Here is a 26,487-nt window from a genome sequence, read left to right as displayed (position 1 = left end):
GAGGAAGAACGTGTCCGGACTGCGGCTCATGGCAGTGCATGCCCATCCCGACGACGAGTCCAGCAAAGGTGCTGCGACCACGGCCCGCTATGCGGCCGAAGGGCACGACGTTCTGGTCGTCACGCTCACCGGCGGCGAGCGAGGGGACATCCTCAATCCGGCGATGGACATTCCGGGCGTCCACCAACGGATCAGGGAGGTTCGACGCGAGGAGATGGCCGAGGCCGCGCGCATCCTCGGGGTACAGCAGACGTGGCTCGGATTCGAGGACTCGGGACTCCCCGAGGGCGATCCGCTGCCGCCGCTGCCCGAGGGCTGCTTCGCGCTGGTGCCTTTGGAGGTGTCCACCGAGGCGTTGGTGAAGGTGGTTCGAGACTTCAAGCCCCACGTCATCACCACCTACGACGAACGCGGTGGCTACCCGCATCCCGATCACATCCGCTGCCACGAGGTCTCGATGGCCGCGTGGGAGGCCGCGGGCGATCCCGAGCGTTTCCCCGATGCGGGTGAGCCGTGGACTCCGCTCAAGCTCTACTACTCGCACGGTTTCCTGCGTAAGCGCATGCAGCTCTTCCACGACTGGTTCATCGATCGCGGCGAGGAGAGCCCGTTCGTCGACTGGCTGAAGCGGTGGGACGGTCAGCGCGACGAGATCATGGAGCGCATCACCACGCAGGTCGACGTGGGTACCTGGTTCGAGCAGCGCGACGACGCACTGCGAGCCCATGCGACGCAGATCGATCCCAACGGAGCGTTCTTCGCGGTGCCGGTGGACGTCCAACGCAAGTTGTGGCCCACCGAGGAGTTCGAGCTCGCCCGCACCCGCGTGACCACGTCACTGCCCGAGACCGACCTGTTCGCGGGAATAGAAGAGACCGAACAATGATCGTGTCGATCCTCGCCCAGCAGCCCACGGGGCCCGAGTTCGGCAAGTCGTCGCCGATCGGTCTGGTGATCCTCGTTGCGTTGCTGGTCGGAACGGCGCTGCTGATCTGGTCCATGAACAAGAAGATCAAGCGTCTGCCCGCGACGTTCGAGAAAGAAGATCCCACGCTGGATCAGGCGCTCGACGAGGGCACCGATCGTGGGGGCATCACGCCGAGCCCACAACCGGACACCAGCCGTCCGAAACCTGCTGTCTCCGACAAACCCGCTGTCTCCGACGAACCCTGATGCTCGACGCGAACACGCTGGGCGAATCCACCAGTCCGTATCTGCGTCAGCACGCCGACAATCCGGTGCACTGGCAGCAGTGGGGACCGCAGGCACTGCAGTCCGCGCGTGATCGCGACGTCCCGATCCTGTTGTCCATCGGGTACTCGGCGTGCCACTGGTGTCATGTCATGGCACACGAATCGTTCGAGGACGAGGCCACCGCGGCCCTGATGAACGAGCACTTCGTGTGCATCAAGGTCGATCGGGAAGAACGCCCCGACCTCGATGCGGTGTACATGAACGCCACTGTCGCGATGACCGGTCAGGGCGGTTGGCCGATGACCTGTTTCCTCACACCCGAGACCGAACCTTTCTACTGCGGGACGTACTACCCACCGGCCCCGCGCCAGGGGATGCCCTCCTTCGAACAATTACTGACCGCAATCGCCGATACCTGGTCCACCCGGCGACAGGAGGTGTTCGACGCGTCCGCGGCCATCGTCACCGAACTGCGCAAACAGAGCTCCGGAATTCCGGCCGGCGGACGATCGCTGGACGCCGATTTTCTGGCCGCGTCCGTCGCGGCGGTCTGCGCCGACGAGGACACCACCTACGGCGGCTTCGGCCGGGCACCGAAGTTTCCACCGGGTGCACTGCTCGAGGGTCTGCTCCGGCACTACGAGCGCACCGGCAACGGTGAGGTACTCGACGTGGTTCGACGTACCGCGGCGGCAATGGCGCGCGGCGGCATGTACGACCAACTCGCCGGCGGCTTCGCACGGTATTCGGTCGACGCCGAATGGATCGTCCCGCACTTCGAGAAGATGCTCTACGACAATGCGCTGCTGCTGCGGTTCTACGCGCACGCCGCCCGGGTCGACGACGATCCGCTGGTGCGTCGGGTGGCGTCGGATACAGCAGGATTCATGCTCGGTGAATTGCGGACGGCCAACGGCTGTTTCGCGTCGGCGCTCGATGCCGACACCGAAGGAGTCGAAGGTCTGACCTACGTGTGGACGCCGGAGCAACTGGTCGACACCCTCGGTTTCGAAGACGGTGTATGGGCTGCGGGTCTGTTCGCGGTGAACTCCGCCGGCACGTTCGAGGCCGGTATGTCCGTGCTGCAACTGCCCGCCGAGCCCGAGGACTACGACCGGTTCGCCCGCATAAGGAACGCGTTGTCGGCGGCTCGAGCGTCGCGGCCGCAACCCGGTCGAGACGACAAGGTGGTCACCGCGTGGAACGCACTGGCCATCACCGCGTTGGCCGAGGCCGGAACCGGCGCGAACGAACCGACCTGGGTCGACGCCGCCGTCGAATGCGGCGAGCAACTGTTCGCCACTCACGTCGAATCGGGACGTGTCCGGCGGGCGTCCCTCGGTAGCGCAGTGGGTGAGGCCACCGGAGTGCTCGAGGACTACGCCTGCCTCGCCGTGGCCGCTGCCACGCTGTTCCAGGCCACCGGCGACGCGGTCTGGACCCGGCGGATGACGACGATCCTCGACGCCGCGATCGAGCACTTCGCCGATCCCGACGACGCCGGCAGCTGGTTCGACACCGCCGACGATGCCGAGACCCTGGTGACCCGGCCGCGGGATCCGATCGACGGTGCGACTCCGTCGGGAGCGTCGACGATGGCCGAGGCGCTGCTCACCGCCGCCGCACTCGTCGATCACGAATCGGCCGCACGGTACGCCGAACTGGCCGCTGCTTCGCTCGCGCGAGCAGCGGCCATCCTCGAACGCGCCCCGAGGTCGGGTGGTCACTGGCTGGCCGTGGCCGAGGCAGCAGTGCGCGGCCCGATTCAGATCGCCGTGTCGCTCGCACCGGGCGGTGAGTTGCTCGCCGCCGCGCGGTCGCTGGCGCCCGGAGGTTCCGTGGTGGTCGCAGGCTCCGCAGACTCGTCTGCGCTGCTGACGGGCCGACCGCCCGTCGACGGGCAGGAAACGGCGTACGTGTGTCGCGGATTCGTCTGCGACCGGCCTGTGACGTCGGTCGAGGATCTGGCGGCCGCACCGCGGAAGTGACGTCGCCGACGCGGTGTTCCGAGCCTTCCGACGCGTCGTCAGAACAGGACGAGCCACACTGCCACGAGGTGGCAAATTGCCGCCAACACCGTTGCTGCGTGGAAGAATTCGTGATGGCCGAATGTCGTGGGCCACGGATTCGGCCACTTGGTGGCGTAGAGGATCGCCCCGACGCTGTAGAAGATGCCGCCGACCAACAGCAGCAGGAACGGTGCGAAGCCGACGTGCTCGATCAGGGTGTGAGCGACCGGCACGATGGCCCAGCCGAGCACGAGATACAGCGGTACCCCGACCCAGCGGGGAGCGGTGGGCCACAGCATCTTCAGAGCCACCCCGCAGATCGCTCCGATCCACACGACGATCAACAGAGTTCGTCCCGTCGCGGCCGGCAGACCCAGTACGGCGAACGGGGTGTAGCTACCGGCGATGAACAGGAAGATCATGGAGTGGTCGGCGCGTTTCATCCAGATCTGCGACGCGGTGGTCTTCCAGTGCACGCGGTGATAGGTGGCGCTGACGCCGAACACCCCGCACACGGTGATCGAATAGATACCCGTCGCGAGGCCTGCGCTGACCGACACCAGGCTGAACGCCATCGTGACGAGGGTGATCGCGCACACCACCGCGACGCCGAAGGCGTACAGGTGAATCCAGCCACGCATGCGTGGCTTGACGGGTATCTCGTCCAGTCCGAACATCGTCATGAAAGATGACCTCCCGTTCCGCCGTAGTGAACCTACGCAACCGTAGGTTCGGACGCTACTGTACCGGCCGCCCGCTCGAAGACGTCGGCGTAAGGTGATCCTCCGTGGTGATGAGAGCAGCGGTGACGAAGTAGTGGTGATCATTCCGCAGAAGGTGCGCGGCGTTCTCTACAACGTGTACGAGCGGCGTTTGTTGAGTCAGCTCGAGGGTGTGCAGCACCCGCGGCACGTCGCGGTGATGTGTGACGGCAACCGGCGGTGGGCACGGGAGAACGGGTTCACCGACGTCGCGCACGGCCACCGCATGGGGGCGCTCAAGATCGCCGAGATGCTCGGCTGGTGCGACGCTGCCGGAATCGAGATGGCCACCATCTATCTGCTCTCGACCGAGAATCTCCGACGGGATGCCGACGAACTCGATTCGCTGCTCGACATCATCACCGACGTCGTCGAGGAGATCTGCGGACCCGAGATGAACTGGGGTGTCAAACTCGTCGGCACTCTCGATCTGCTGCCTGCTTCGACCTCACGCCGGCTCAAGGAGGCGGCTGCGCGCACCGAGGGCCGAACCGGAACGCACGTCAACGTCGCCGTCGGATACGGCGGGCGTCAGGAAATCGCCGACGCCGTGCAGTCTCTGGTCACCGAGAAGATCGCCGAGGGCATCACCGGGGACGAGTTGGTGGCCTCCATCAACGTCGACGGTATCGACAGTCACTTGTACACCTCGGGTCAACCCGATCCCGATCTCGTCATCCGCACCTCGGGAGAGCAACGGCTGTCCGGTTTCCTGCTGTGGCAGAGCGCATATTCGGAGATCTGGTTCACCGAGGCCTATTGGCCGGAATTTCGCCGCGTCGACTTCTTGCGCGCACTCCGTGATTTCGCCGCACGACACCGTCGGTTCGGTATCTGACGTGCACGGCTGGACCGTCTGGTCATTCCGCAGGCTCCACTCCAGCTCGTAGCCTGCTACGAACTTCCACTCACGACCTGGACCTACAACTTTCGCAGGCGCAGCCGGTTGATCGCATGGTCGTTGTCCTTGCGTAGCACCATCGTTGCTCGCGGACGAGTCGGAAGAATGTTCTCCACCAGGTTCGGCAGGTTGATCGAATGCCAGAGATCCTCGGCCGCGATCTGCGCGTGATCGTCGGACAGTCCTGCATAGTGATGGAAATGCGAGGACGGGTCGGTGAACGAGGTCTTGCGTAGCGCCAGGAATCGTTTGACGTACCAGCTCTCGATGTCCTCGATCCGAGCGTCGACGTAGATCGAGAAGTCGAACAGATCCGAGACCATCAGCCGAGGTCCGGTCTGGAGTACGTTGAGCCCCTCCACGATCAGGATGTCGGGCTGGCGAACCATGTGGTACTGGCCTTTGACGATGTCGTACGACACGTGCGAATAGACCGGCGCGCCCACCTCTTCGGTTCCGGACTTGACCTCGGTGACGAACCTGAGCAGCTTGCGTCGGTCGTAACTTTCGGGAAAGCCCTTGCGGTGCAGGATCCCTCGGCGCATGAGCTCGGCCGTCGGATACAGGAAACCGTCCGTGGTGACGAGGTCCACGCGGGGATGGTGATCCCACCGGGCCAGGAGTGCTTGCAGCACACGGGCAGTGGTGGATTTACCGACCGCGACGCTGCCCGCTACGCCGATGACGAACGGAACCTGTCGATCGGGATGTTTCTCACCGAGGAACGTGGCCGTTGCCGCGAACAACCGCTGGCGCGCGGCCACCTGGAGATGAATCAGCCGGGCCAGCGGCAGATAGACCTCGGCCACCTCGTCCAGATCGATCTGCTCACCGAGGCCGCGCAGACCGACCAGTTCTTCCTCGGTGAGTACCAGCGGTGTGGATTGACGCAGCGTGCGCCACTGCACACGGTCGAACTCGACGTACGGACTGGACTCGCTCACGCACGCCACCTGAGCATCGGAGCTGCTGAGGATTCGGCGGTGCTCCTGTCGGGCGCGAGTCGCATGGTTCCAGATTGTGCTCGGTGCCTGTCCACCGCGCACGGGCGGGGTCGTTCGCCGTACTAGGGTTCGGATATGGATGCTGCTTCCCTGGTTCGCGAATACCTGTTGCTGGGCCTGAGTTTCGACCGACTCGAAGACGGTTTCGTCGACGCGTACACCGGTGATCCCGAACTGCGTCGAATCACCGAGAACGCCCCGGCGCCGGAGCCGCGTGAGCTCGTCCGTCGAGCGCAGACACTGCGCGCCGAGCTCGGCAACGTCGAACTGACAGCGGAACGCCGGACGTTTCTCGACGTCCACCTGCGGGCGTTGGAATGCTCCGCGCGCAAGTTCGCAGGTGAGAACATCGGCTTCGTCGACGAGGTCCACGCCTACTTCGACGTTCGAATCGCACCGGGGGATCAGGACCAGTACCTGCAGGCGCATCGCAAGATGGACGAGGTGCTCCTCGGACCCGGCTCGCTGAGCGAACGGTTGATCGCCCACCGCCGCGCCGACGTCATTCCAGCGGATCGACTGCAGGACTGCGTCGAGGCGTTCTCGTCCGCATTGCGCGACCGCGTCCGCGCCGAATACTCGTTGCCCGAGAACGAGAAGGTGACGTACGAGGTAGTCGGCGACAAGCCGTGGTCCGGATTCAACTACTACCTCGGCAACTTCCAGTCCACCGTCGCGATCAACTCCGACATCGAACAGCAGATGGCCAACCTGCCCCACCTGATCGCGCACGAGTCCTACCCCGGCCACCACACCGAGCACTGCCGCAAGGAGACGGGTCTCGTCGGCGCAGGACAACTCGAGCAGACGTTGTTCGTGGTCAACACTCCGCAGTGCCTGATGGCCGAGGGGCTCGCCGATCACGCTCTCGGGGCGATCGTCGGCGAAGGCTGGGGTGCGTGGGCGCAGGAAATCTACGCCGACCTCGGACTGCGATTCGACGGCGACAAGGCCGAGCGACTCTCGGCGGCGTCGAGCCAACTGCTGGGGGTTCGCCAGGACGCCGCGCTGTTGCTGCACGATCAGCACAAGAGCGAGGACGATGTGGCCGCCTACCTGGAGCGATGGTCGCTTGCCTCGCCGCAGCGCGCACGGCACAGTCTGCGCTTTCTGTCCTCGCCGCTGTGGCGGGCGTACATCAGCACCTACGTCGAGGGCTACAAGCTTCTCGCCGGCTGGCTGGACCAGGGAGAGACCGCCAGTGAGCGGGCGCAGCTGTTCGGCAGACTGCTCGACGAGCCACTGACACCGGGCGCAGTACGCGTCTCGTAAACTGGCTCAGGTCCGTTGTTTATTGATGCCCCCTTACTCTGCTGTCCCTTGGAGACTCCTGTTATGACTGACGTCAACAACCTGTCACTGGCCGAGCTCGATCCCGAGGTCGCCGCGGCGATGGCAGGTGAACTGGGACGTCAGCGCGACACCCTCGAGATGATCGCCTCGGAGAACTTCGTGCCCCGCGCGGTTCTGCAGGCCCAGGGCAGCGTCCTGACCAACAAGTACGCCGAGGGCTACCCCGGACGCCGCTACTACGGCGGCTGCGAGCACGTCGACATCGTCGAGGACCTCGCCCGCAATCGCGCCAAGGAACTCTTCGGTGCCGAGTTCGCCAACGTGCAGCCGCACGCCGGTGCGCAGGCCAACGCCGCGGTACTGATGGCACTGATCAACCCGGGCGACAAGATCATGGGCCTCGATCTCGCCCACGGCGGCCACCTCACCCACGGCATGAAGCTCAACTTCTCGGGCAAGCTCTACGAGGTCGAGTCCTACGGTGTGTCGAAAGAAGACCACCGGATCGACATGGACGAGGTCCGCAAGCAGGCCATCGCCGCCAAGCCCCAGGTGCTGATCGCCGGCTGGTCGGCCTACCCGCGCCACCAGGACTTCGCTGCGTTCCGCTCCATCGCCGACGAAGTGGGCGCACTGCTCTGGGTCGACATGGCGCACTTCGCCGGACTCGTCGCCGCAGGCGTACACCCCTCACCCGTGCCCTACGCAGACGTCGTGTCCTCGACGGTGCACAAGACCCTCGGCGGACCGCGCTCCGGCATCATCCTCGCCAAGAAGGAATGGGCCAAGAAGCTCAACTCCGCCGTGTTCCCCGGCCAGCAGGGTGGGCCGCTGATGCACGCCATCGCCGCGAAGGCCGTCGCCTTCAAGATCGCTGCGACGCCGGAGTTCAAGGAACGCCAGGAGCGGACCCTTCTCGGCGCGTCGCTGCTCGCCGAGCGTCTCACCGGTGCCGACGTCGCCGACAAGGGCGTCTCCGTCCTCACCGGCGGCACCGACGTGCATCTGGTACTCGTCGACCTGCGCAACTCCGAGCTCGACGGCCAGCAGGCAGAAGACCTGCTGCACGAGGTCGGCATCACCGTCAACCGCAATGCCGTGCCCTTCGACCCACGCCCGCCCATGGTCACCTCCGGCCTGCGCATCGGCACCGGCGCACTCGCCACCCGCGGATTCGGCGAAGCCGAGTTCACCGAGGTCGCCGACATCATCGCAACCGCCCTGGCCACCGGTCAGGCCACCGACGCCCTCAAAGAACGCGTCGTGAAACTGGCACAGAGCAAGCCGCTGTACGAGGGCCTCGAAGACTGGGGATTGCTGGGCTGACCCTGGCTTTCCTGCCCACCCCGGTCGCGTCAATGGACCATTGCAGCGTTCAGACGTTTGCAGTGGTTCATTCACGCTGGCCCCCGGTCGGATCAATGTGGCTATCAGTCGATCTGAGTGCAACAAAGCCACATTGATCCGACGGGGGAGGGCGGTCTCGGCACCGAACGTCCCGCCGACCTGGGGCGAATCGGCTGTAACGCGTTGTTCACCGACACGCCAGACTTCCAGCGCGCCCCCAAGTGATTTCGGCGGTACCGTCGGCAGTAACAGGCAGCGGGGAAGCTGCCTGTGCGGGAGGTTCTGATACGTGACTGAGCTAGTGAGCGCGAGAGGGCCGGTACCCGGTCCTCGTGTCACCTGACACATCGGACCCGACCGGCCGAGCGACAGAGTTTGCGCGGTGCCGCGCAAACGTAGGAGCCCCACGTGACCACTTCACGCTCCGTTTCCGCCCCTCTTCGGACATTCGTGCTCGATACCTCGGTCCTGCTGTCGGATCCGTGGGCAGTCATCCGGTTCGCCGAGCACAATGTGGTACTTCCGTTGATCGTGATCAGCGAGTTGGAGGGCAAACGCCACCATCACGAACTGGGATGGTTCGCGCGGGAATCCTTGCGCATGCTCGACGACCTTCGCGTAGAATTCGGCCGACTCGATCAGCCGGTCCCCATCGGAACGTCCGGCGGCACACTGCAAGTCGAGCTCAATCACACCGATCCGTCGGTGCTTCCCGTCGGGTTCCGTACCGACTCCAACGATTCTCGAATCCTCGCCTGCGCCCTGAATCTGGCGGCCGAGGGCAAAGATGTGGTGTTGGTCAGCAAAGATATCCCGCTGCGCGTCAAGGCCGGTGCTGTCGGGCTTCCCGCCGACGAGTACCACGCTCACGACGTCGTGCCGTCCGGATGGACCGGTATGACGGAGCTCGAGGTGCCCTCCGATGCCGTGGACACCCTGTTCAACGACGGCGTCATCGATCTCGTCGAGGCCCGAGACCTGCCGTGTCACACCGGAGTTCGACTGCTTGCCGGACGGCAGAGCGCACTGGGGCGCGTCACGCCCGACAAGCAGCTTCAGCTCGTGCGCGGCGAGCGTGAGGCGTTCGGCCTGCACGGTCGTTCGGCGGAACAGCGTGTGGCACTCGATCTTCTGCTCGACGAGAGCATCGGCATCGTCTCTCTCGGCGGCAAGGCCGGCACCGGTAAGTCCGCACTGGCTCTCACTGCCGGACTCGAGGCCGTCCTCGAACGTCGCTCACACCGGAAAGTTGTTGTCTTCCGGCCTCTTTACGCCGTCGGTGGGCAGGAACTCGGCTACCTCCCCGGCAGTGAGAGCGAAAAGATGGGCCCGTGGGGCCAGGCTGTCTTCGACACCCTCGAAGGACTCGCGAGCCCCGAGGTGATGGAAGAAGTCATCGCTCGCGGAATGCTGGAAGTGTTGCCGCTGACGCACATTCGTGGCCGGTCGTTGCACGACTCCTTCGTGATCGTCGACGAGGCGCAGTCACTCGAGCGCAATGTGCTGCTGACGGTCCTGTCCCGGCTGGGGTCGGGCTCACGCGTCGTGCTCACCCATGACGTCGCGCAACGAGACAACCTGCGGGTCGGACGACACGACGGCGTCGCTGCCGTCATCGAAAAGCTCAAGGGGCACCCGCTTTTCGCGCACATCACCCTCACTCGCAGTGAGCGTTCACCGATCGCTGCACTGGTGACCGAAATGCTCGAGGAATTCGGTCCGTCAGGGGCCTGACGCCCCTCGTGAGTGGAACTTCGTAGCCTGCTACGAAGTTCCACTCACATGGGTCACCGGCCCACCGCAGCCCTGAGCGCTCCTCGCGCAACACCTTTCATGAAATCGACGTTGTCGAAATAGTCGCGCCACACAGCTACTTTGCCGTCGCGCAGCTCGAATGTTCCGCACACCCAGAACTCGACGCGGAGCCGACGCCAGATCAGGACGTCGGTGCGCTCGGTGAGCACGACATCTCCGTCGGCCGCGATGTTGTGCACGACGACGTCGAAGCCGTAACCCGGCTTGGCCAGCAGCGTCAGAAATCTGCCGACGTTCGAGATTCCGCGTACCTTCGGAAGCCCGACGTTGTGCCACACGATTTTCTCGTCGAGAAGCGTCAGCGCGCGATCGGTCTCGCGAAGCCTCAACGCGTCGAACAGGTTTTGCACGATATCGGTTGCTTGTCGGGTATCAGTCACTTGGTGAACCGTCCTAATCCATCGCCGTCGAAGAACTCGAGTGTGACCGTGTTCCCCTCGAAAGTCGCCTGAGAAATCGTTCCGTCCGGTGCGTTCTCACCGGTCGGCTCGAACGCGAACGTATCACCGTCCCAGTGCGACAACTCGTAGGAAGTCGAGTTCGGTCCGAGGGTCAACACCAGCCTCCCGTCGACCTCCGCGACGGTCGCCGGCCCCCAGTAGGCGTTCTGGTACACCCCGGTGTACGACGTGAGCGGTTGTGGCGTAGCGGCATTCGTCGGAGCGGTCTTCCCCGCGAGGTCGCCCTCCGGCTCGCTCATACCGGCGAAGGCATTCTTGTACAGCGTTCGCCAGTCCTCGCGTACCTCGCCGAACTGCACGAGGTCGGCGAACTCGGCCGTGACCGTTTCTGCGATGCCGAGTGGCGCGGCGTTGGTCAGTACGACGATGGCGACGTTGAGCGACGGGATCCAGAGAAAGTTCGTGCCCGCCCCGAGCGCGAACGCTCCGGAATGGCTGACGGTCGTGCGGCCGGCTGCACTGGTGGAGACGTTGAATCCGTATCCGTAGTAGCCCGCGCGCGAATCCGCCGTCGTCGACGGGCTCGAGACGATCTGCGCGCTGATGGCAGGAAGGAGGGCGTCGGGATCGACGATCTGCTTCCCGTCGTGGGTGCCGTCGGCGATGAGCATCGTCAGCCACCTGGCGAGATCGTTCACCGAGGAGCTGACGCCACCGGCCGGCGTCTGCGGATCGGGTTCGCGTTGGTATCGGGCCTGATACTCGCCGTCCACGAGGACGTGAGGTACCGCTCGGTCGGCGCGGCCGATGTAGTCGGAGAACGACGAGCTGGTCGAGGTCATGCCGAGTGGACCGTAGATCGTGTCCTGGCTGAGGGTGTCCCAGTCCTTGCCCGAGGCGGCAGCGACGGCCTCGGCCGCGGCTGTGATCCCGAAGTTGGTGTAGTGATACGTGGAACGGAACGGATCGAGGGGCACCTCCCGAAGGCGCTCGAGGATCTGTCTGCGGTCGTAGCCGAGGTCTTCGAGCAGATCGCCTTCGTGCTCGGGCAGTCCGCTTCGATGCGCGTAGAAGTCGCCGACCGTGATGTTCTGGGTCACCCACGGATCGTCCAGCGCAAACCACGGCAGCTCGGAGACCACCGGCGTCGACCAGTCGACCACACCCGCTCCCACCTGTGACGCGACCACCGTCGCACCCACCGACTTGGACAGCGAGGCCAGCTGGAACACGGTGTCGCCGTCGATCGGGTCGTCCTTCCCCATTTCGCGAACGCCGAAGCCTTTCGAGTAGACGACGTCCGAACCGTGCACGACGGCAATGGCCATACCCGGAATGTTCGACGACGCCATCAGCTCGTCGGCGATACCGTCGAGCTTGCCGACCGCATCGTCGACGCGACCGGCCGGAACGTCGACGCCGGCAACCTGGCCGGGGGACAGATCCTCGGTCGGCACCGGCTCGGACGCCGGTGGACTGTCTGCGGTGGGTGCGTCTTCGGAGCACCCGGCCAACAGAACCAGAGAGCACACAACAGCAAGACACAGAAAATTTCGACCCGACCGCATCATGAGGAGTCCTCACGTCGATGACTGGATGCACCTGAGGATAGACCCGCAACGACCTGGCGTTAGGAGAATTCACAGAGGTCAGGGGCGCGACGTCGGACGCTCGGCGGCAGGCGCTACGGTTACCGCATGTCTACGAACCTGTCCGACGGTGATCTGCTGGTCCGTTTGGAGCCCGCGGTCGAAGAGAATCTACGACGCCATATCGAGGCAGCGAGTGATTGGCACCCCCATGAGCTCGCGCCGTTCGACGACGGCAAGAACTTCGCGTTCCTCGGCGGCGAGGATTGGTCGCCCGAGCAGTCGCACCTGAGCGACGTCGAAATTCTGTCCGCCACGGTGGGCGTGTTGGTGGCCGACAACCTCCCCGCCTACCACCGGGAACTGGCCCACGCCCTCACTGGCCTCGGTGCCTGGTGGAAGTGGACGGGCCGCTGGACGTCGGAAGAGAACCGACAGTCGATCGTGCTGCGCAACTTCCTGGTGCTCACCCGCGCTGTCGATCCGGTCGCCCTCGAGCGGGTCCGGATGGAACACATGACACTCGGATTCGACGCGCCCAGCCAGCGGCTGCTCGACATCCTGGCGCACTTCGCCATCGAAGAAGCTGCCGCCGCCCTGCGTAACCGCAACACCATCGCTTTGGGCAAGGATCCGGTGCTGGCCACCATCCTCGGCAGAATCGCCGACGACGACGAGCTGCAGTCGGCATTCTTCGCCAGCATCCTCGACGAGGCATTCGCTGTCGTACCCGATCAGGCTGCGCGCGCAGTGGCCGACCGCATCAACGGCTTCAAGATCCCCGAGATCGAGCTTCCGGACCGCGGCAGCAGCATCGCCGCCCTCGCCGAAGCCGGCATCTACGACACCGACCAGGAACGCGACAAGGTGTTCAAGCCGTTGCTCGCAGGCTGGAAGATCTTCGACCGCACCGATCTGGGTGAGGACGGCCTGAAGGCACGCGAGGAACTCGCGCACCTGGCCTGAGGTTCGCCCCTTTCGAAAGCGACCCGCCCCCGGTCGGATCAATGCGGCTTTGTTGCAATCAGAGTGACTGAAACCCACATTGATCCAACCGGGGGCGAGCGCGTTCAGGGGTCCGGCGGGTAGAGCAGCGAAACTAGTCCTTGACCTTCGCCATGGCGAGGACGTCGAGGCGCTTGTCCAGTTCTGCTTCGCTGAGCTTGTCGCCGATCAGTCCGCGGTCGATGACGGTCTGACGGATCGTCTTCTTTTCCTTCAGTGCCTGCTTGGCGACTGCGGCCGCTTCTTCGTAGCCGATTGCGGAGTTCAGCGGCGTCACGATGGACGGCGAGGACTCGGCGAGGGTCTTGAGGTGCTCGACGTTGGCTTCGAGGCCGACGACGCACTTGTCGGCGAACAGCACCGAGACGTTGGCGAGCAATTTGAAGGATTCGAGAACGTTGCGGGCCATCATCGGGATGTAGACGTTGAGCTCGAAGGCACCCGATGCGCCGCCGAAGGCCACTGCCGCGTCGTTACCGATGACCTGCGCGGCGACCTGCGTGACAGCCTCGGGCAGAACGGGATTCACCTTGCCGGGCATGATCGAGCTGCCGGGCTGCAGGTCGGGGAGTGCGATCTCGCCGAGTCCGGTGAGCGGTCCCGATCCCATCCAGCGAATGTCGTTGGCGATCTTGGTCAGTGACACTGCGATGGTGCGCAGTGCACCGGATGCCTCGACCAGTCCGTCGCGAGCGGCCTGCGCCTCGAACGAATCCTTGGCGGCGGTGAGGGCGTCGATGCCCGTCGACTTCACCAGAGCAGCAACGACTTTCGGGCCGAAGCCGTCGGGTGCGTTGAGGCCGGTGCCGACGGCGGTGCCGCCGATGGGCAGTTCACCCAGACGCGGCAGGGTGGCTTCGACGCGCTCGATGCCGGCCTCGATCTGCCGGGCGTAGCCGCCGAATTCCTGACCGAGAGTGACGGGGACGGCATCCATCAGGTGGGTGCGTCCGGACTTCACGACGTGCTTCCACTCGGTGGCCTTGGTCACCAGAGCCTCGTGCAGGTGCCGCAGCGCGGGCACCAGGGAGGTGACGGCTGCTTCGGTGGCGGCAACGTGCGTGGCCGTCGGGAACGTGTCGTTGGAGGACTGCGACATGTTCACGTGGTCGTTGGGGTGCACCTCGACGCCGTTGGCCTTGGCGATCGACGCGATGACCTCGTTGGCGTTCATGTTGGAGCTGGTGCCCGAGCCGGTCTGGAAGACGTCGATCGGGAACTGATCGTCGTGCTTGCCCTCGGCGATTTCGTTGGCTGCCGCGATGATCGCGTCGGCCAATGCGCCGTCGAGCAGACCGAGATCCTTGTTGACCTGTGCGCAGGCTGCCTTGAGCAGGCCCATCGCGCGGATCTGGGTGCGCTCGAGCGGGCGGCCCGAGATGGGGAAGTTCTCCACCGCACGCTGCGTCTGGGCGCGCCAGAGCGCGTCGATGGGGACGCGAACCTCTCCCATGGTGTCGTGTTCGATCCGGAACTGCTGTTCGTCTGTCTGCGTCATGAGCCTTACTTTGCCAGTCGTGGTTTCGGGGATCAGAAGGACGGTGCCTGGCCGGATTCGTCGGCGTCGAAGTCCACCGAGGAGTACTCGCGCAGCTTCTCGAGGCGGTGGTAGGCGTCGATCATGCGCACGGTGCCGGACTTGGAGCGCATGACGATGGACTGGGTGTGGGCTCCGCCGCCCGCGTAGCGGACGCCGCGCAGCAGGTCGCCGTCGGTGACGCCGGTGGCGGTGAAGAAGACGTTCTCACCCGAGACGAGGTCCTTGGTGTCGAGGACGCGATCGAGGTCGTGGCCGGCGTCGATGGCCTTCTGCTTCTCGGTGTCGTCCGTGGGTGCCAGACGGCCCAGGATCGCGCCGTCCATGCAGCGCATCGCGGCGGCCGCGATGATGCCCTCGGGCGTTCCGCCGGTGCCGATGAGCATGTCGGTGCCGGAGTCGGGACGAGCGGCGGCGATGGCACCGGCGACGTCACCGTCGGAGATCAACCGGATGCGTGATCCGGCGTCGCGCACCTGCTGGATCAGTTCGGCATGCCGGGGGCGATCGAGGATGCACACCGTCACGTCGGAGGCTGAACCCTTCTTGATCTTGGCGATGCGGGCGATGTTCTCGGCGACGGGGACGGTGATGTCGATGACGTCGGCGTAATCGGGTCCGACGGCGATCTTCTCCATGTAGAACACGGCCGAGGGGTCGAACATCGCGCCGCGTTCGGCGACGGCGAGTACCGAGATGGCGTTGGGCATGCCCTTGGCCATCAGGGTGGTTCCGTCGACGGGGTCGACGGCGAAGTCCACCTCGGGTCCGTTTCCGTTGCCGACCTGCTCGCCGTTGTAGAGCATCGGCGCTTCGTCCTTCTCGCCTTCGCCGATGACGACGACGCCGCGCATGGAGACCGAGCTGACCAACTGACGCATCGCGTCGACGGCTGCTCCGTCGCCACCTTCCTTGTCGCCCCGACCGACCCAGCGACCCGAGGCGAGCGCACCGGCCTCGGTGACGCGGACGAGTTCGAGTGCGAGGTTGCGATCTGGCGCCATGGCGCGAGTGGACTCGGTGCTGGCCGTCATCGGTTTGTAGCCTCCTGGTTGGTGGGGTGTTACCCAGGCAGGATTATCTCACTTCTGTGATGCCCGCGGTGGGGTCGGGTCGACTGTGAGGTACGCGCCGACCGAGCACTGCCGCACAGAGGGGATACTGGAGATGTGGCAAACAGCAAACCTCGGATTCTCAACAACAACCGCGACATGGTCTGGTCGCTGATTCCGCTGGTCATTGCGTGTTTGTTGATCGCAGGCGTGGCCAGTCAGTGCTCGTTGAGCCCGGGTGGACCCAAGCAGGGACCCATTCCCAACTTCGACGTGAACTCGGCACTGCAGTACGACGCGGCCGAAATAGGGTTCCCGGTGCGCAATCCGGTCGTTCCCGAGGAATGGACGCCCAATTCGGGGAGCCGCGCGACCATTTCCGGTGACAGTGGTGGAGCGGCGTCGACTGTCGGATACATCACCGGATCGGGTGCGTACCTGCAGTTGACTCAGACGGCCGCGTCCGAGGAACTGGTGGTGCCGTTCGTGGCCGGGGAGACGGTGTACGCGTCGGGCGCGCAGAACGTCTCGGGTCGAGACTGGGTCGTGTACGGCGAGGAAGGCTCGCGCACCTACTGGGTCTCGGACTTCGGTGACGTGCGAATCCTGTTGGGCGGCACGGCGAACACCGAGGAATTCACCACTCTCGCGGCTGCGGTCGAGGCCACCGAACCGCTCGCGCCCTAGCTGTCGTTCTCGGTGCTCGCCAGCGCGGTCTCGATGCGCTTGCGTGCGCCCGCCAGTTGTTCTTCGCAGCGCGTCGCCAATTGTTCGCCGCGCTCCCACAGAGCGAGGGATGCGTCGAGATCGAGCCCGCCCTGCTCGAGGATCTTCACCACTCCGACCAGCTCGTCGCGGGCTTCCTCGTAGCCCAGTTCGGACACCGGCTTGTCTTCGTTCTCGCTCATCGAATCTCCCTCTGTCTTTTCACTCGGCGTCATTTCACTCGGCCCATTACTGCGGCGGTGACGGCACCGTCGGCCACCCGCACCCTGATCTGTGTACCCGGCGGCGCGTCCTCGACCGAACGCAGTACCTCGGGATCGGCACCCGGCACCACCCGCTGTACGACGGCATAGCCCCGGGCAAGTGTGGCAGCAGGCCCCAGCGTCGACAGCCTCGCCCGCAGATGTTCGACGAGCGTGTCCTGGGTGGTCAGCTCGCGCTGCACGTCGCGTCGAGCTGCATCGGCGAGTCGCCGAACTTCCTCGCGACGCTGTTCGAGGGCCGCCAACGGATCGGCCAACACGGGTCGATGCCGCAGCATCTCCAGCCCACGCGCCTCCCGTTCCACCCAATTGCGCAGCGCTGCAGCGCTTCTGGCCTTCAATTCGGCGACCAACGCTTGTTCGGCGACGGCGTCGGGCACCACGAGCTTGGCGGCATCGGTGGGGGTGGCGGCGCGCAGGTCGGCGACGTGATCGCTGAGGGGACTGTCGGGTTCGTGTCCGATGGCGCTGACGATCGGCGTCGTCGCCCGTGAGATGGCTCGGCACAGTGCCTCGTCGGAGAACGGCAACAGATCCTCGACGCTACCGCCGCCGCGGGCGAGGACGATGACGTCGACGCGCGGGTCGTCGTTCAGATCCTTCAACGCGTCCAGGATTGCCGGCACCGCTTGTGGACCCTGGACCGGAGTGTTCCGTACCTCGAATCGCACTGCAGGCCAACGCCTCTGCGCGACGGTGAGGACGTCCTTCTCGGCTGCGCTGGCGCGAGCGGTGATGAGCCCGATGGTGCCGGGCAGGAACGGCAGCGGACGCTTGAGTCGCGGGTCGAACAGTCCTTCGGCCGCCAGCAGAGCCCGGAGCCGTTCGATGCGGGCCAGTAGTTCGCCGACACCCACAGCGCGAATATCGGTGGCGCGCAGCGAAATGGTGCCACGGCCGGTGAAGAACGACAGCTTGCCGTAGAGGATGACGCGCGCGCCCTCGGTCAACGGAACGGGCGAACGATCCAGCAGCTGCGGCGAGCAGGTCACCGACAACGACATGTCCGCCGACGGATCACGCAGAGTCAGAAATGCCGTGCGCGTGCCGGGGCGGGCGTTGATCTGCGTCAGCTGACCCTCGACCCAGATGCTGCCGAGTTTGTCGATCCACCCGGCGACTTTCATCGCGACGGTGCGCACCGGCCATGGTTGTTCGGCGGTGCTCGCACCGGATGGGGCGGGGCCGGACTGAGTGGGGGGAGTGCTCACTTCGCCTTGGCGGTGGTGATTCGGTTGGCGAGCATGGTCTGGAACGGTGCGCGAGCCGACGTCGCGTTCTCGTACTCGAGCAGGGTTTCCAGATCCTCGATGGACAGCGTGCGCAGCCGTGCGCGCAACTGAGCCAGGGCAAGAGTGTCGAAGTCGATCATCTCGACGATCTCGGGCTTCGTCGCAGCTGCTGCGGGCTTCGCCGACGTGTCCTGCACCGGTTCGTCCAGCGGAGGCGTCGAGTACAGGGCAAATCGTCCGTTCGCGGCGATGGGCTCGGCCACCGGTGCGTCGGGAACATCGACGTCATCGGTGACTGCTGCGGAGTCGAACCTCGACGTGGCCGGGAACGCGTCGTCGTCGTCCTCGTCGAAACTCGCCCACGACGGCTGCTCCTCGCGCGGAGTTCCGATCACCGGCAGAGCCGAAATGACCAGATCGCCCTTGATGGCGAGGGCTGTCACCTGCTGCTGAAGCCGCATGCCGCGCGCCAACGCCTCGCTGACGACGGTCATCGGCAACATCAACGCGGAACCGGGAAGCTTGCGGGCCTCTTCCACGACGGTCACGGCGACGCCTGCAGCCACCCGCGCCGCAAAGGGGAGTCGAGTCATGCACACCAGACTGCCCGAAGTCGTCGTCTTTGGGTAGCCGACAGGCCAGGGCCTGCGGAATGACCCGGTTGCTGCGATACACGTATCCTGGGAGGTATGTCTTCGGCCGTTCCTTTGAATCTTGGTATCGCACACTCCGCCGGCTCGCACACGACCGCGCATGCCGGGGGTAAGCGAGTGCTTCTCGCCGAGCCGCGCGGCTACTGCGCGGGCGTGGATCGCGCCGTCGAGACCGTCGAGAAGGCACTCGAACAGCACGGTGCGCCGGTGTACGTGCGCAAGGAGATCGTGCACAACAAGCACGTGGTCGAGACGCTGTCCGATCGCGGTGCGGTGTTCGTCGAGGAGACCGACGAGGTGCCCGAGGGTTCGCTGCTGGTGTTCTCGGCGCACGGTGTCTCGCCTGCGGTGCACACGTCTGCCGCCGAGCGGAACCTGCGGACGATCGACGCGACCTGCCCGCTGGTGACCAAGGTGCACCAGGAAGCCAAGCGGTTCGCCCGAGACGACTACGACATTCTGCTCATCGGCCACGAGGGCCACGAGGAGGTCGAGGGCACCGCAGGTGAGGCACCCGAGCACATCCAGCTCGTGGACGGCCCGGAGTCGGTGGACAGCGTCACGGTGCGCGACGAGAACAAGGTGATCTGGCTTTCGCAGACCACGCTGAGCGTCGACGAGACCATGTTGACGGTCGCGAAGCTGCGTGAACGGTTCCCGACCTTGCAGGATCCGCCGAGCGACGACATCTGCTACGCCACGCAGAACCGTCAGGTCGCGGTGAAGGCGATGGCACCGGAGTGCGATCTGGTGATCGTCGTCGGCTCGAGAAACTCGTCGAACTCGGTGCGCCTGGTCGAGGTCGCCCTCGGTGCCGGCGCACGGGCCAGCTACCTGGTGGACTACGCAAAAGAGATCGATCTGGCGTGGCTCGACGGCGTCGAGACCATCGGCATCACGTCGGGAGCGTCCGTGCCGGAGATCCTGGTTCAGGGCGTCATCGACCTGTTCGCCGAGCACGGATACGCGGACGTGCAGCCCGTCACCACCGCGAACGAGACCCTGGTCTTTTCCTTGCCCCGCGAGCTGCGCCCCGCACGCTGACCGGTCCATGACCGGCCGGTACCGGTGGGGTCAGTCGTCGGCGTGGCGGTCGCGGTACCGAACCTGCGGCACCGGATGCGGAGGAATGTCGTCACGGCGCACGTTCGGCGGCGCGTCGTTCACAACCGGTTCGACTGTGTGCCGAGCGCTGCTGGAGTACGGATCGACGGCGTCCCGCGGCGGCTGAACCCGAGGTGAACGCTCCCGGCGAGGTTCCGTCGAATACGGTGCCTCGGACGGCTGGGGCCGCGACGGGCGCGCTACGCCGGGTGGGGGCGTGCGATCCTGCGGGTACTGGGCGTGGGAGCGGGAGGGCCTCTGGTACTCGGGCTGCGGACTCGCCTGACGTGCGTATCCGGGCGTCGCCCCGGGGGTTGTTGCCGACCGTCGTGGCGCGGCACCGGAGTCGGTTGCGGCGCGAGAGGTTCCTCGGCGGCCCACGTACGGCTCGGGCACGATATCGGTGGCCTCGACCGCGGACACGTCGTCACGGTCCGCCGCAGCTCGACGGCTACGTGCGCGCGACGGACGGTCTTCCTGCGCTCGCCGCTGTGCCCGGGTGAGTGTGTCGTCCTCGGAGGTCGGGCTCCGGCGAGCGGAGTCGCCGGCCTTGGTGCTTCGACGAGGGGCGTCTTCCGACTTCGTGCGACGCCGAGCAGTGTCGGCGGTCTTCGTGCTGCGTCGAACTGCGGGCGCGTGCGTGTTCTGCCGCTTCAGCACGATGCGTACGGCACCGAGGCCGACGGCCACGAGGGTGCCGAGCAGCATTAACGGAAACCGGTTGACCAGCGGAATCGCCACGTTCAGGATGATGTCCTTGAGGCTGGTGCCCGCGTTGTCGGTGAAGTACTGGTACGACAGCGGCACTGCCACGAACAGAATCAACGGGGCTTGGACCATCGCGGTGAACAGTCCGCGGTAGCGGACCAGCAATACCGCCGCGATGCAGCCGAGGATGTAGAGGAACGCGAACGCACCGGTCAGCTCGGTTCCACGCGCGGCGTCGATGAGAAATCCGAGAAAGGTCAGCCCCGCGGCGATCGCAACGGCACCCCACGCTGGTACGCCGGGCAGGGTCGCGAGGATGGATCGGTGATCCAGCGGTACCCCGGATCGGGCACGTTGGGAGGTAGACACCCCTCGAGGTTAGCCGTAGTTCAGCCCACCGCATCGCTGACATGACCGAAGTCGTGCCGGTAGCGGGACGAATCGGACAGCTTGGGACGCTCGTCCACGCGCGCGATCTCCACCGGTTCGGCGTCGAACAGCTCGAGCTCGTGCAGCTTGCGTGCGGTGACACCCACCCTGCTGTCGACCGACCCGACCGTGGAGTTGAAGGACTCCACGGCCTTGCCGAGGTGGGCTCCGAGCTTGTCGAGATGTGTCGAGACGATTCCGATGCGGCCGTACAGTTCGCGGCCCAGCTGGTGGATCCGCGCCGCGTCCTCGGCGATCGACTCCTGCTTCCAGGTGTACGCGACGGTGCGCAGCAGAGCGACCAGAGTGGTCGGGGTGGCAAGAATCACGTTCCGGCCGAAGGCGTACTCCAGCAGGCTCGTATCGGACGTCAACGCGGCGTCGAGAAACGGGTCGCCGGGAACGAACAGGACGACGAACTCCGGCGTCGGCTCGAACGCCTCCCAGTAGGCCTTGTCGGCCAGTTGATCGATGTGGGTGCGCAACTGCTTGGCGTGGCGGCGCAGATGCTTGTCGCGAGCACCGGGTTCTTCGTCCTGCGCGGCGTCGAGGTAGGCCGCGAAGGGCACCTTGGCGTCGACGACGATCTGCCGATCGCCGGCGAGGCGAACGAGCATGTCGGGTCGAAAGCCGTCCTTGCTCACCTGAGTGTCGAAGTCGCAGTGCTTGACCATTCCGGCGAGTTCGACGACCCGTTCGAGCTGGATCTCGCCCCACCGACCTCGGATCTGCGGCGCGCGCAGTGCGGTGACCAGTTGTCCGGTCTGCATGGAGAGCTGCATCGACGCGCGATGCATTCCGGTGACCTGTTCCGACAGGCCCGCGTACGCCCTGATGCGGTGGTGCTCGACTTCTCGCACGTGCTCGGCCAGAGCATCGACGGCGTCGTGCAGTGGCTCCACCAGATGGGACACCTGCTGGCCGATGACCGTCGAATTGCGCCGCGCGGAATCCTCGTTCACCGCGCTCAGCGACTGGCGCAGCAGCGCCTCGTTCTGGCGTAGAGCCGCCAGCTGGGCCTCCGCTCGTACGGCCCGATCACCCACCCGAGAGGCATGCAACAGCCACCCCACCACGCCGCCGATGGCGAGGGCGACGAGCAGGCCGAGCGCGGTGAGAATGTTCATGGTGCCGATGATGCAGCACGCCACCGACAAGTTCGGGCGAGACGAGCTGTGGGTCGATGCTCACGCCCGACAGGCCGACGAGCCTCGAATAGTTTGTCGGTGGTTGCCGATAGCGTCGTCGACATGAGAATCCTGCACACCTCGGACTGGCACATAGGTCGCACCTTTCATGGTGTCGACCTGTTGGCCGATCAGGGCGCAGTGCTCGAGTCCATCGCGGAACTGGTTGCCGCACAGTCGATCGACGTGGTCGTCGTCCCGGGTGACATCTACGACCGCGCCGTGCCGAGCGCAGATGCCGTAGTGGTCTGCAATCGCGGACTCGAAGCGATCAGAGCCGCCGGAGCCGTCATCGTCGCGACGTCGGGTAACCACGATTCACCCGCTCGGTTGGGTGCCGGAGCTGCGTTCGCCTCGGCAGGCGGACTGCATCTGATGACCAAGGTCGGCAGCGTCGCGACCCCGGTGGTCGTCGACGACGAGCACGGATCGGTTGCGTTCTACGGCATTCCGTACCTCGAGCCCGAGACCACCCGAGTCGAACTCGACGTTCCGGCGGCACGGACGCATGCCGAGGTGCTCGATGCTGCCATGGACCTGGTGCGCGCCGACCTCGCAGCGAGAGGCGAAGCAGGGCAACATGTTCGGTCCGTCGTCCTCGCGCATGCGTTCATCGTCGGCGGCGAAGCGACAGGTTCGGAGCGATCGATTTCGTCCGGGGGAATCGAAACCGCACCGGCATCGGCATTCGACGGAGTCGACTACGTGGCCCTGGGTCATCTGCATTCTCCGCAGACACTCACCGAGCGGGTCCGGTACTCCGGCTCCCCGTTGCCGTACTCGTTCGGCGAACGCTCGCACCGTAAGGCCGTGTGGATTCTCGAACTCGACGCCGACGGGCTCGGCAGCGTCGATCGAGTGGACTTGCCGGTGGTTCGCGGTCTCGCCCGCATCGAGGGCACGGTCGAGGAATTGACCACTCACGCAGCCTTTTCCGAATACGAGGACCACTACGTCTCGGCAGTGCTGACCGACGAGGTACGTCCCGTTGATGCAATGCGGTTGCTGCAACAGCGTTTTCGGCACGCGATCCATCTCGAGTGGCGTCGACCCGAAGACGACGGGGGGCTTCGGTATCGCGATCGTGTCCGCGGCCGCAGCGACCTCGAGATCGCGACGTCGTTCCTGACGGACATGCGTAGCGCGCCCACCGCAGCCGAGTCCGCACTCTTCGAGCGCGCACTTGCTTCCGTGCAGCGCGAGGCCGAATCCACGCGCACACCGGCGAGCACCGTCGACCGCGGCGCTGCATGAGGCTGCACTCACTCGAGATCACCGCCTTCGGCCCCTTCGCGGGAACGGAGACGGTCGATTTCGACGCGCTGGGGGCCGACGGGTTGTTTCTGTTGCACGGCCAGACCGGAGCCGGGAAGACGACAGTGCTTGACGCCGTTGCCTTTGCGCTCTACGGCACCGTTCCCGGAGCACGGCGGGAGGGCAAGAGGCTGCTGTCCGACCACGCCGCGACAGGTGCCGTCCCGCAGGTGACCCTCGAAGCAACGCTCGGTGGGCGACGAATCAGGATCGTGCGCAGTCCGGAGTTTCTGCGCCCCAAGCTCAGGACTGCCGGCACCACCAAGCAGCATGCCAAGGCGAGTCTCACGTGGCTCGATGGGCGTGGGCAGAACTTGACGCGGCTCAACGAGATCGGCGACGCGGTCAACGGGTTGCTCGGAATGAGTGCCGATCAGTTCTTTCAAGTGGTGTTGTTGCCGCAGGGCGAGTTCGCGAAGTTTCTGCGAGCAGACAGCGACGAGCGAGGAAACCTACTCGAAAGACTCTTCGACACAGGCAGATTCGGCGACGTGGAGGAATGGTTCGCTGAGCGGCGTCGAGAATTGGCCGCCGGTCTTGCCGACGCCGACCAGGCCATCGACATCATGCTGGGCAGAGTGTCCCAGGCCGCGGGCGTACCCGAGCCGTCCACCGACGACGCCGCGCCCGGTGAGCAGGCCCAGGATCCCCTCGAATGGGCGGCACGGGTTCTGGACGGTGCACGGCAGAACAGAACTCTCGCCCAGGGTCGTGCGGTGCTGGTCGACGCGGCAGCCGGGCGTGCGTCCGCCGCGCTGGCCGAGGCCACCAGCGCCCTGGACCTGCAGCGCCGACGCGCCATCGCCGAAGAGCAACTCGCGCAGTACCGGGACGGCGAAGCCGCCCGAGCAGCGCGCCGCGCGGAACTGGCCGATTCTGCTGCTGCGGGTCCCATCGCCGACGCCGTCGCCGATCTGCGCCTTGCCGCCACCACCGCAGATGCGGCCACCACAGCGCTGACCGCCGGGGAACAGGCACTGCCGACGTCCGCGGAGGGCAGGCGCTTCCACGACGCACTGCAGTGGCCGCCGGTACAGAACGATCCGGCCGACGAGCGAGCAGTGGTTGCCGAGTTCGTGCGAGCATGGACCACCGATGTCGCACGGCTGCAGTCGCTGCTCGGGACAGCCCGTGAGGCCGACCGGCTGGACGCCGAGCTCGCAGAACAGCGCAGACAGCGTGCCGAGACCGTTGCTGCCATCGAACGCACGACGACGAAACAGGCGACACTTCCCGAGACCCTCGCCGCTGTGGAAGCGCGGGTGGCGCGCGCAGCTGCGGCCGCTGCCGAGCTTCCGGGACTGGACGAGCGGTGCGCCCGCGCTCAGGCGGCCGCTGAGTCGGCCCTCGAATTGGTGCGGACCCGAGCCGTTCTCGTCGAGGCAGAACGCGTCAGGGACCGTGCCGCAACCGCGCGCAACAGCGCCTGGGAACACTTGCTCGAGCTGCGAGAACGCCGCATCGACGGCATGGCCGCAGAGCTGGCGGCCCGCCTCGAGTCCGGTGCGCCCTGTGTCGTCTGCGGGTCGGCCGAACACCCGAATCCGGCGGCTGCCGCCACGTCGACGGTCACGAAAGCGCAGGAGGACAAGGCCGCTGCCGCGGAGCGAAAATGCGCTGCCGAGCTGGAACGGTCGATCGCGGCCGTCGCCGACGCCAGTCGTGCGGTCGATCTGCTGCACGACCGGACGGGCGGAGCCTCCGCCGCGGAGCTTGCTCACACCCTCGATGCGGCGACGACTGCCGTCCGAGACGCCCGAGCGAGGGCCGCCGACCTCGACCCGGCGACGACCGAGCTGCGCCGGCTGCGCGCCGAGTCGGATGCGCTGGCGGTCACGCTGCAGGATCTCGTCGCCAGGCGCAGCGCGCTCGACGAACGCATCGCAGCCACCGAGCGATCGGTGGCGCAGATGCGAGCGTCGGTAGCCGAGGAAATTGCCGAAGGCACATCGTTGACCGAGCGAATTGCCCAGTGCGAGAAGCTGATCGACGGCGCCCGCCGCCTGCAGGAAGCGCGAATCGCCTGGCTCGACGCCAGTGAGCAGCACGCCGCGCTGCGCGGCGAACTGGATCGACGGGTATCGGCATCGAACTTCGATTCCGCCGATGCAGCAGCAGATGCCGTTCTCACCGAAGACCGCGTCGAGCAGATCGAGACCGAGCTTCGTCTGGCAGAGGAGCGTCGGGCACACGCCGAACACGTGCTGCTCGAACCCGGCATCGTCGCCCAGAGCGGGCAACCGCCGATCGACCTGGATCCGCTGCGTGCCCGGTTCGCCGAACTGGACGGCGCGGCGAAGGTTGCCGCGGGGGAGGTGGCCGAGTGTCGCCGACGCGCGGACGAGCTCGAGCGGCTGATCGCCGAACTGTTCGTGGCGGCTGCGGCCATCGCGCCGCAACGCGCCGAGTTCGACGAGCTCGCCAACCTGGCGGATGTGGTCGCCGGGCGTGGGCAGAATGCACGCAAGATGTCGCTGCGGTCCTACGTGCTTGCGTCCCGTCTCGAGGACGTCGCCGAGTCGGCATCGGCGCGCTTGCGTCGGATGTCCTCCGGTCGTTACGAATTCGTGCACTCCGACGAGGCCGGCGTCCGCGGAAAGCGGGGTGGGCTCGGTCTCGACATCCGCGACGACTACACCGGTGTGGTGCGTTCGGCCAAGACGTTGTCGGGCGGCGAGGCGTTTCTGGCGTCGCTCTCGCTCGCGCTGGGTCTCGCCGATGTCGTGGCCGCCGAATCCGGCGGGGTCGTTCTCGACACCATGTTCATCGACGAGGGGTTCGGCACGCTGGATGCGGACACGCTGGAATCGGTGATGGCCGTGCTCGACGAATTACGTGCGGGCGGCCGCGTCGTCGGAGTCGTCAGTCACGTCGACGAAATGCGTCAGCGCATTCCGAGCCGCCTCTACGTCAAGCGTGGACGCGCGGGCTCGACATTGCAGGTCGTTGCGTCCTGATCGGGG

The 26,487-nt window shown here is 65.8% G+C and carries 23 protein-coding genes; 12 read left to right on the top strand and 11 right to left on the bottom strand.

What is annotated here, in order from left to right; translation table 11 throughout:
• Window positions 1-10 precede the first annotated feature (10 nt).
• Genes mca through J1M81_RS10290 form a run of 3 tightly spaced genes read left to right on the top strand, consistent with a single transcriptional unit; the run spans window position 11 to window position 3,182 of the window.
• On the top strand, window positions 11-886 hold the full coding sequence (mca, locus tag J1M81_RS10300) for a mycothiol conjugate amidase Mca (protein ID WP_027498148.1): 876 nt from the start codon (window positions 11-13) through the stop codon (window positions 884-886).
• Window positions 883-1,173 (top strand): hypothetical protein, encoded by a 291-nt coding sequence (locus J1M81_RS10295; RefSeq protein ID WP_027498147.1) that lies wholly within the window; start codon window positions 883-885, stop codon window positions 1,171-1,173. The genes mca and J1M81_RS10295 overlap by 4 nt, the downstream gene beginning before the upstream one ends.
• Window positions 1,173-3,182, top strand: coding sequence for a thioredoxin domain-containing protein (locus J1M81_RS10290; RefSeq protein ID WP_206498006.1), 2,010 nt, complete (start codon window positions 1,173-1,175; stop codon window positions 3,180-3,182). The genes J1M81_RS10295 and J1M81_RS10290 overlap by 1 nt, the downstream gene beginning before the upstream one ends.
• A gap of 38 nt (window positions 3,183-3,220) precedes the next feature.
• Here the strand turns inward: J1M81_RS10290 and J1M81_RS10285 are convergent, their stop codons facing one another.
• Window positions 3,221-3,886 (bottom strand): hemolysin III family protein, encoded by a 666-nt coding sequence (locus tag J1M81_RS10285; protein WP_206498005.1) that lies wholly within the window; start codon window positions 3,884-3,886, stop codon window positions 3,221-3,223.
• Between the two features lie 133 nt (window positions 3,887-4,019).
• Between J1M81_RS10285 and J1M81_RS10280 the strand changes: the two genes are divergently transcribed.
• The gene (locus tag J1M81_RS10280; protein WP_027498144.1) at window positions 4,020-4,802 is read left to right on the top strand and encodes an isoprenyl transferase; all 783 of its coding nucleotides are present in this window, start codon (window positions 4,020-4,022) and stop codon (window positions 4,800-4,802) included.
• 83 nt (window positions 4,803-4,885) lie between these two features.
• On the opposite strand, the gene coaA is transcribed toward J1M81_RS10280, so the two are convergent.
• On the bottom strand, window positions 4,886-5,818 hold the full coding sequence (gene coaA, locus J1M81_RS10275; protein WP_027498143.1) for a type I pantothenate kinase: 933 nt from the start codon (window positions 5,816-5,818) through the stop codon (window positions 4,886-4,888).
• A 126-nt stretch (window positions 5,819-5,944) separates the two neighbouring features.
• On the opposite strand from coaA, the gene J1M81_RS10270 reads away from it, so the two are divergent.
• From J1M81_RS10270 to J1M81_RS10260, 3 genes are all read left to right on the top strand, one after another.
• A complete protein-coding gene (locus tag J1M81_RS10270) occupies window positions 5,945-7,141 on the top strand; it encodes a hypothetical protein (protein ID WP_032375422.1) in 1,197 nt (398 codons plus the stop codon).
• Between the two features lie 63 nt (window positions 7,142-7,204).
• Complete coding sequence (gene glyA / locus J1M81_RS10265; RefSeq protein ID WP_027498141.1) at window positions 7,205-8,488, top strand: serine hydroxymethyltransferase; 1,284 nt, start codon at window positions 7,205-7,207, stop codon at window positions 8,486-8,488.
• A 429-nt stretch (window positions 8,489-8,917) separates the two neighbouring features.
• Entirely contained in the window at window positions 8,918-10,243 is a 1,326-nt protein-coding gene (locus J1M81_RS10260) for a PhoH family protein (RefSeq protein WP_027498140.1), read from the top strand.
• Window positions 10,244-10,296: 53 nt separating this feature from the next.
• Here the strand turns inward: J1M81_RS10260 and J1M81_RS10255 are convergent, their stop codons facing one another.
• Both J1M81_RS10255 and J1M81_RS10250 read right to left on the bottom strand, forming a co-directional pair.
• Window positions 10,297-10,704, bottom strand: coding sequence for a limonene-1,2-epoxide hydrolase family protein (locus tag J1M81_RS10255; RefSeq protein WP_283348151.1), 408 nt, complete (start codon window positions 10,702-10,704; stop codon window positions 10,297-10,299).
• On the bottom strand, window positions 10,701-12,293 hold the full coding sequence (locus tag J1M81_RS10250) for a serine hydrolase (protein WP_206498058.1): 1,593 nt from the start codon (window positions 12,291-12,293) through the stop codon (window positions 10,701-10,703). Before J1M81_RS10250 ends, J1M81_RS10255 begins: the two co-directional genes overlap by 4 nt.
• 129 nt (window positions 12,294-12,422) lie before the next feature.
• Between J1M81_RS10250 and J1M81_RS10245 the strand changes: the two genes are divergently transcribed.
• Complete coding sequence (locus J1M81_RS10245; RefSeq protein ID WP_206498004.1) at window positions 12,423-13,280, top strand: acyl-ACP desaturase; 858 nt, start codon at window positions 12,423-12,425, stop codon at window positions 13,278-13,280.
• Window positions 13,281-13,413: 133 nt separating this feature from the next.
• Here J1M81_RS10245 and J1M81_RS10240 read toward each other — a convergent pair whose 3' ends face one another.
• On the bottom strand, window positions 13,414-14,817 hold the full coding sequence (locus J1M81_RS10240; RefSeq protein WP_027498136.1) for a class II fumarate hydratase: 1,404 nt from the start codon (window positions 14,815-14,817) through the stop codon (window positions 13,414-13,416).
• Between the two features lie 32 nt (window positions 14,818-14,849).
• Entirely contained in the window at window positions 14,850-15,890 is a 1,041-nt protein-coding gene (glpX, locus tag J1M81_RS10235) for a class II fructose-bisphosphatase (protein WP_027498135.1), read from the bottom strand.
• Window positions 15,891-16,025: 135 nt separating this feature from the next.
• Here glpX and J1M81_RS10230 point away from each other — a divergent pair, with 135 nt between their 5' ends.
• Window positions 16,026-16,595 carry a DUF4245 domain-containing protein gene (locus J1M81_RS10230; RefSeq protein WP_027498134.1) on the top strand — a complete coding sequence of 190 codons (570 nt, stop codon included), beginning with the start codon at window positions 16,026-16,028 and terminating at the stop codon, window positions 16,593-16,595.
• Here J1M81_RS10230 and J1M81_RS10225 read toward each other — a convergent pair.
• From J1M81_RS10225 to J1M81_RS10215, 3 genes are read right to left on the bottom strand one after another with little or no spacing between them, the layout of a single operon-like run.
• Window positions 16,592-16,816 carry an exodeoxyribonuclease VII small subunit gene (locus J1M81_RS10225; RefSeq protein WP_027498133.1) on the bottom strand — a complete coding sequence of 75 codons (225 nt, stop codon included), beginning with the start codon at window positions 16,814-16,816 and terminating at the stop codon, window positions 16,592-16,594. The genes J1M81_RS10230 and J1M81_RS10225 overlap by 4 nt on opposite strands.
• Before the next feature lie 29 nt (window positions 16,817-16,845).
• A complete protein-coding gene (xseA, locus tag J1M81_RS10220) occupies window positions 16,846-18,108 on the bottom strand; it encodes an exodeoxyribonuclease VII large subunit (RefSeq protein WP_027498132.1) in 1,263 nt (420 codons plus the stop codon).
• Window positions 18,105-18,722 (bottom strand): lipid droplet-associated protein, encoded by a 618-nt coding sequence (locus tag J1M81_RS10215; protein WP_032375425.1) that lies wholly within the window; start codon window positions 18,720-18,722, stop codon window positions 18,105-18,107. The genes xseA and J1M81_RS10215 overlap by 4 nt, the downstream gene beginning before the upstream one ends.
• A gap of 96 nt (window positions 18,723-18,818) precedes the next feature.
• On the opposite strand from J1M81_RS10215, the gene J1M81_RS10210 reads away from it, so the two are divergent.
• Window positions 18,819-19,826, top strand: a complete 1,008-nt coding sequence (locus J1M81_RS10210) for a 4-hydroxy-3-methylbut-2-enyl diphosphate reductase (protein ID WP_206498003.1) — start codon at window positions 18,819-18,821, stop codon at window positions 19,824-19,826.
• Between the two features lie 30 nt (window positions 19,827-19,856).
• Here J1M81_RS10210 and J1M81_RS10205 read toward each other — a convergent pair whose 3' ends face one another.
• Together J1M81_RS10205 and J1M81_RS10200 are read right to left on the bottom strand one after the other, a co-directional pair.
• A complete protein-coding gene (locus J1M81_RS10205) occupies window positions 19,857-20,963 on the bottom strand; it encodes a DUF6542 domain-containing protein (RefSeq protein WP_027498129.1) in 1,107 nt (368 codons plus the stop codon).
• A 20-nt stretch (window positions 20,964-20,983) separates the two neighbouring features.
• Window positions 20,984-22,150 (bottom strand): DNA recombination protein RmuC, encoded by a 1,167-nt coding sequence (locus J1M81_RS10200; protein ID WP_206498002.1) that lies wholly within the window; start codon window positions 22,148-22,150, stop codon window positions 20,984-20,986.
• Between the two features lie 123 nt (window positions 22,151-22,273).
• Here J1M81_RS10200 and J1M81_RS10195 point away from each other — a divergent pair, with 123 nt between their 5' ends.
• Together J1M81_RS10195 and J1M81_RS10190 are read left to right on the top strand one after the other, a co-directional pair.
• On the top strand, window positions 22,274-23,464 hold the full coding sequence (locus tag J1M81_RS10195) for an exonuclease SbcCD subunit D (RefSeq protein WP_032375527.1): 1,191 nt from the start codon (window positions 22,274-22,276) through the stop codon (window positions 23,462-23,464).
• Window positions 23,461-26,481 carry an AAA family ATPase gene (locus tag J1M81_RS10190; protein WP_206498001.1) on the top strand — a complete coding sequence of 1,007 codons (3,021 nt, stop codon included), beginning with the start codon at window positions 23,461-23,463 and terminating at the stop codon, window positions 26,479-26,481. Before J1M81_RS10195 ends, J1M81_RS10190 begins: the two co-directional genes overlap by 4 nt.
• Window positions 26,482-26,487 lie beyond the last annotated feature (6 nt).

The organism is Rhodococcus sp. KRD175 (assembly GCF_017168275.1).
Classification (GTDB): Bacteria; Actinomycetota; Actinomycetes; order Mycobacteriales; family Mycobacteriaceae; genus Rhodococcoides; species Rhodococcoides fascians.
This window is presented reverse-complemented; position numbering and strand designations above follow the sequence as displayed.

Bases quoted from the DNA above. Each gene is read 5' to 3' on its own strand.
- J1M81_RS10295 (WP_027498147.1), top strand. From the start codon at position 883: ATGATCGTGTCGATCCTCGCCCAGCAGCCCACGGGGCCCGAGTTCGGC.
- J1M81_RS10290 (WP_206498006.1), top strand. From the start codon at position 1,173: ATGCTCGACGCGAACACGCTGGGCGAATCCACCAGTCCGTATCTGCGT.
- J1M81_RS10285 (WP_206498005.1), bottom strand. From the start codon at position 3,886: ATGACGATGTTCGGACTGGACGAGATACCCGTCAAGCCACGCATGCGT.
- J1M81_RS10270 (WP_032375422.1), top strand. From the start codon at position 5,945: ATGGATGCTGCTTCCCTGGTTCGCGAATACCTGTTGCTGGGCCTGAGT.
- glyA (WP_027498141.1), top strand. From the start codon at position 7,205: ATGACTGACGTCAACAACCTGTCACTGGCCGAGCTCGATCCCGAGGTC.
- J1M81_RS10250 (WP_206498058.1), bottom strand. From the start codon at position 12,293: ATGCGGTCGGGTCGAAATTTTCTGTGTCTTGCTGTTGTGTGCTCTCTG.
- J1M81_RS10245 (WP_206498004.1), top strand. From the start codon at position 12,423: ATGTCTACGAACCTGTCCGACGGTGATCTGCTGGTCCGTTTGGAGCCC.
- J1M81_RS10240 (WP_027498136.1), bottom strand. From the start codon at position 14,817: ATGACGCAGACAGACGAACAGCAGTTCCGGATCGAACACGACACCATG.
- glpX (WP_027498135.1), bottom strand. From the start codon at position 15,890: ATGACGGCCAGCACCGAGTCCACTCGCGCCATGGCGCCAGATCGCAAC.
- J1M81_RS10225 (WP_027498133.1), bottom strand. From the start codon at position 16,816: ATGAGCGAGAACGAAGACAAGCCGGTGTCCGAACTGGGCTACGAGGAA.
- J1M81_RS10215 (WP_032375425.1), bottom strand. From the start codon at position 18,722: ATGACTCGACTCCCCTTTGCGGCGCGGGTGGCTGCAGGCGTCGCCGTG.
- J1M81_RS10210 (WP_206498003.1), top strand. From the start codon at position 18,819: ATGTCTTCGGCCGTTCCTTTGAATCTTGGTATCGCACACTCCGCCGGC.
- J1M81_RS10200 (WP_206498002.1), bottom strand. From the start codon at position 22,150: ATGAACATTCTCACCGCGCTCGGCCTGCTCGTCGCCCTCGCCATCGGC.
- J1M81_RS10195 (WP_032375527.1), top strand. From the start codon at position 22,274: ATGAGAATCCTGCACACCTCGGACTGGCACATAGGTCGCACCTTTCAT.
- J1M81_RS10190 (WP_206498001.1), top strand. From the start codon at position 23,461: ATGAGGCTGCACTCACTCGAGATCACCGCCTTCGGCCCCTTCGCGGGA.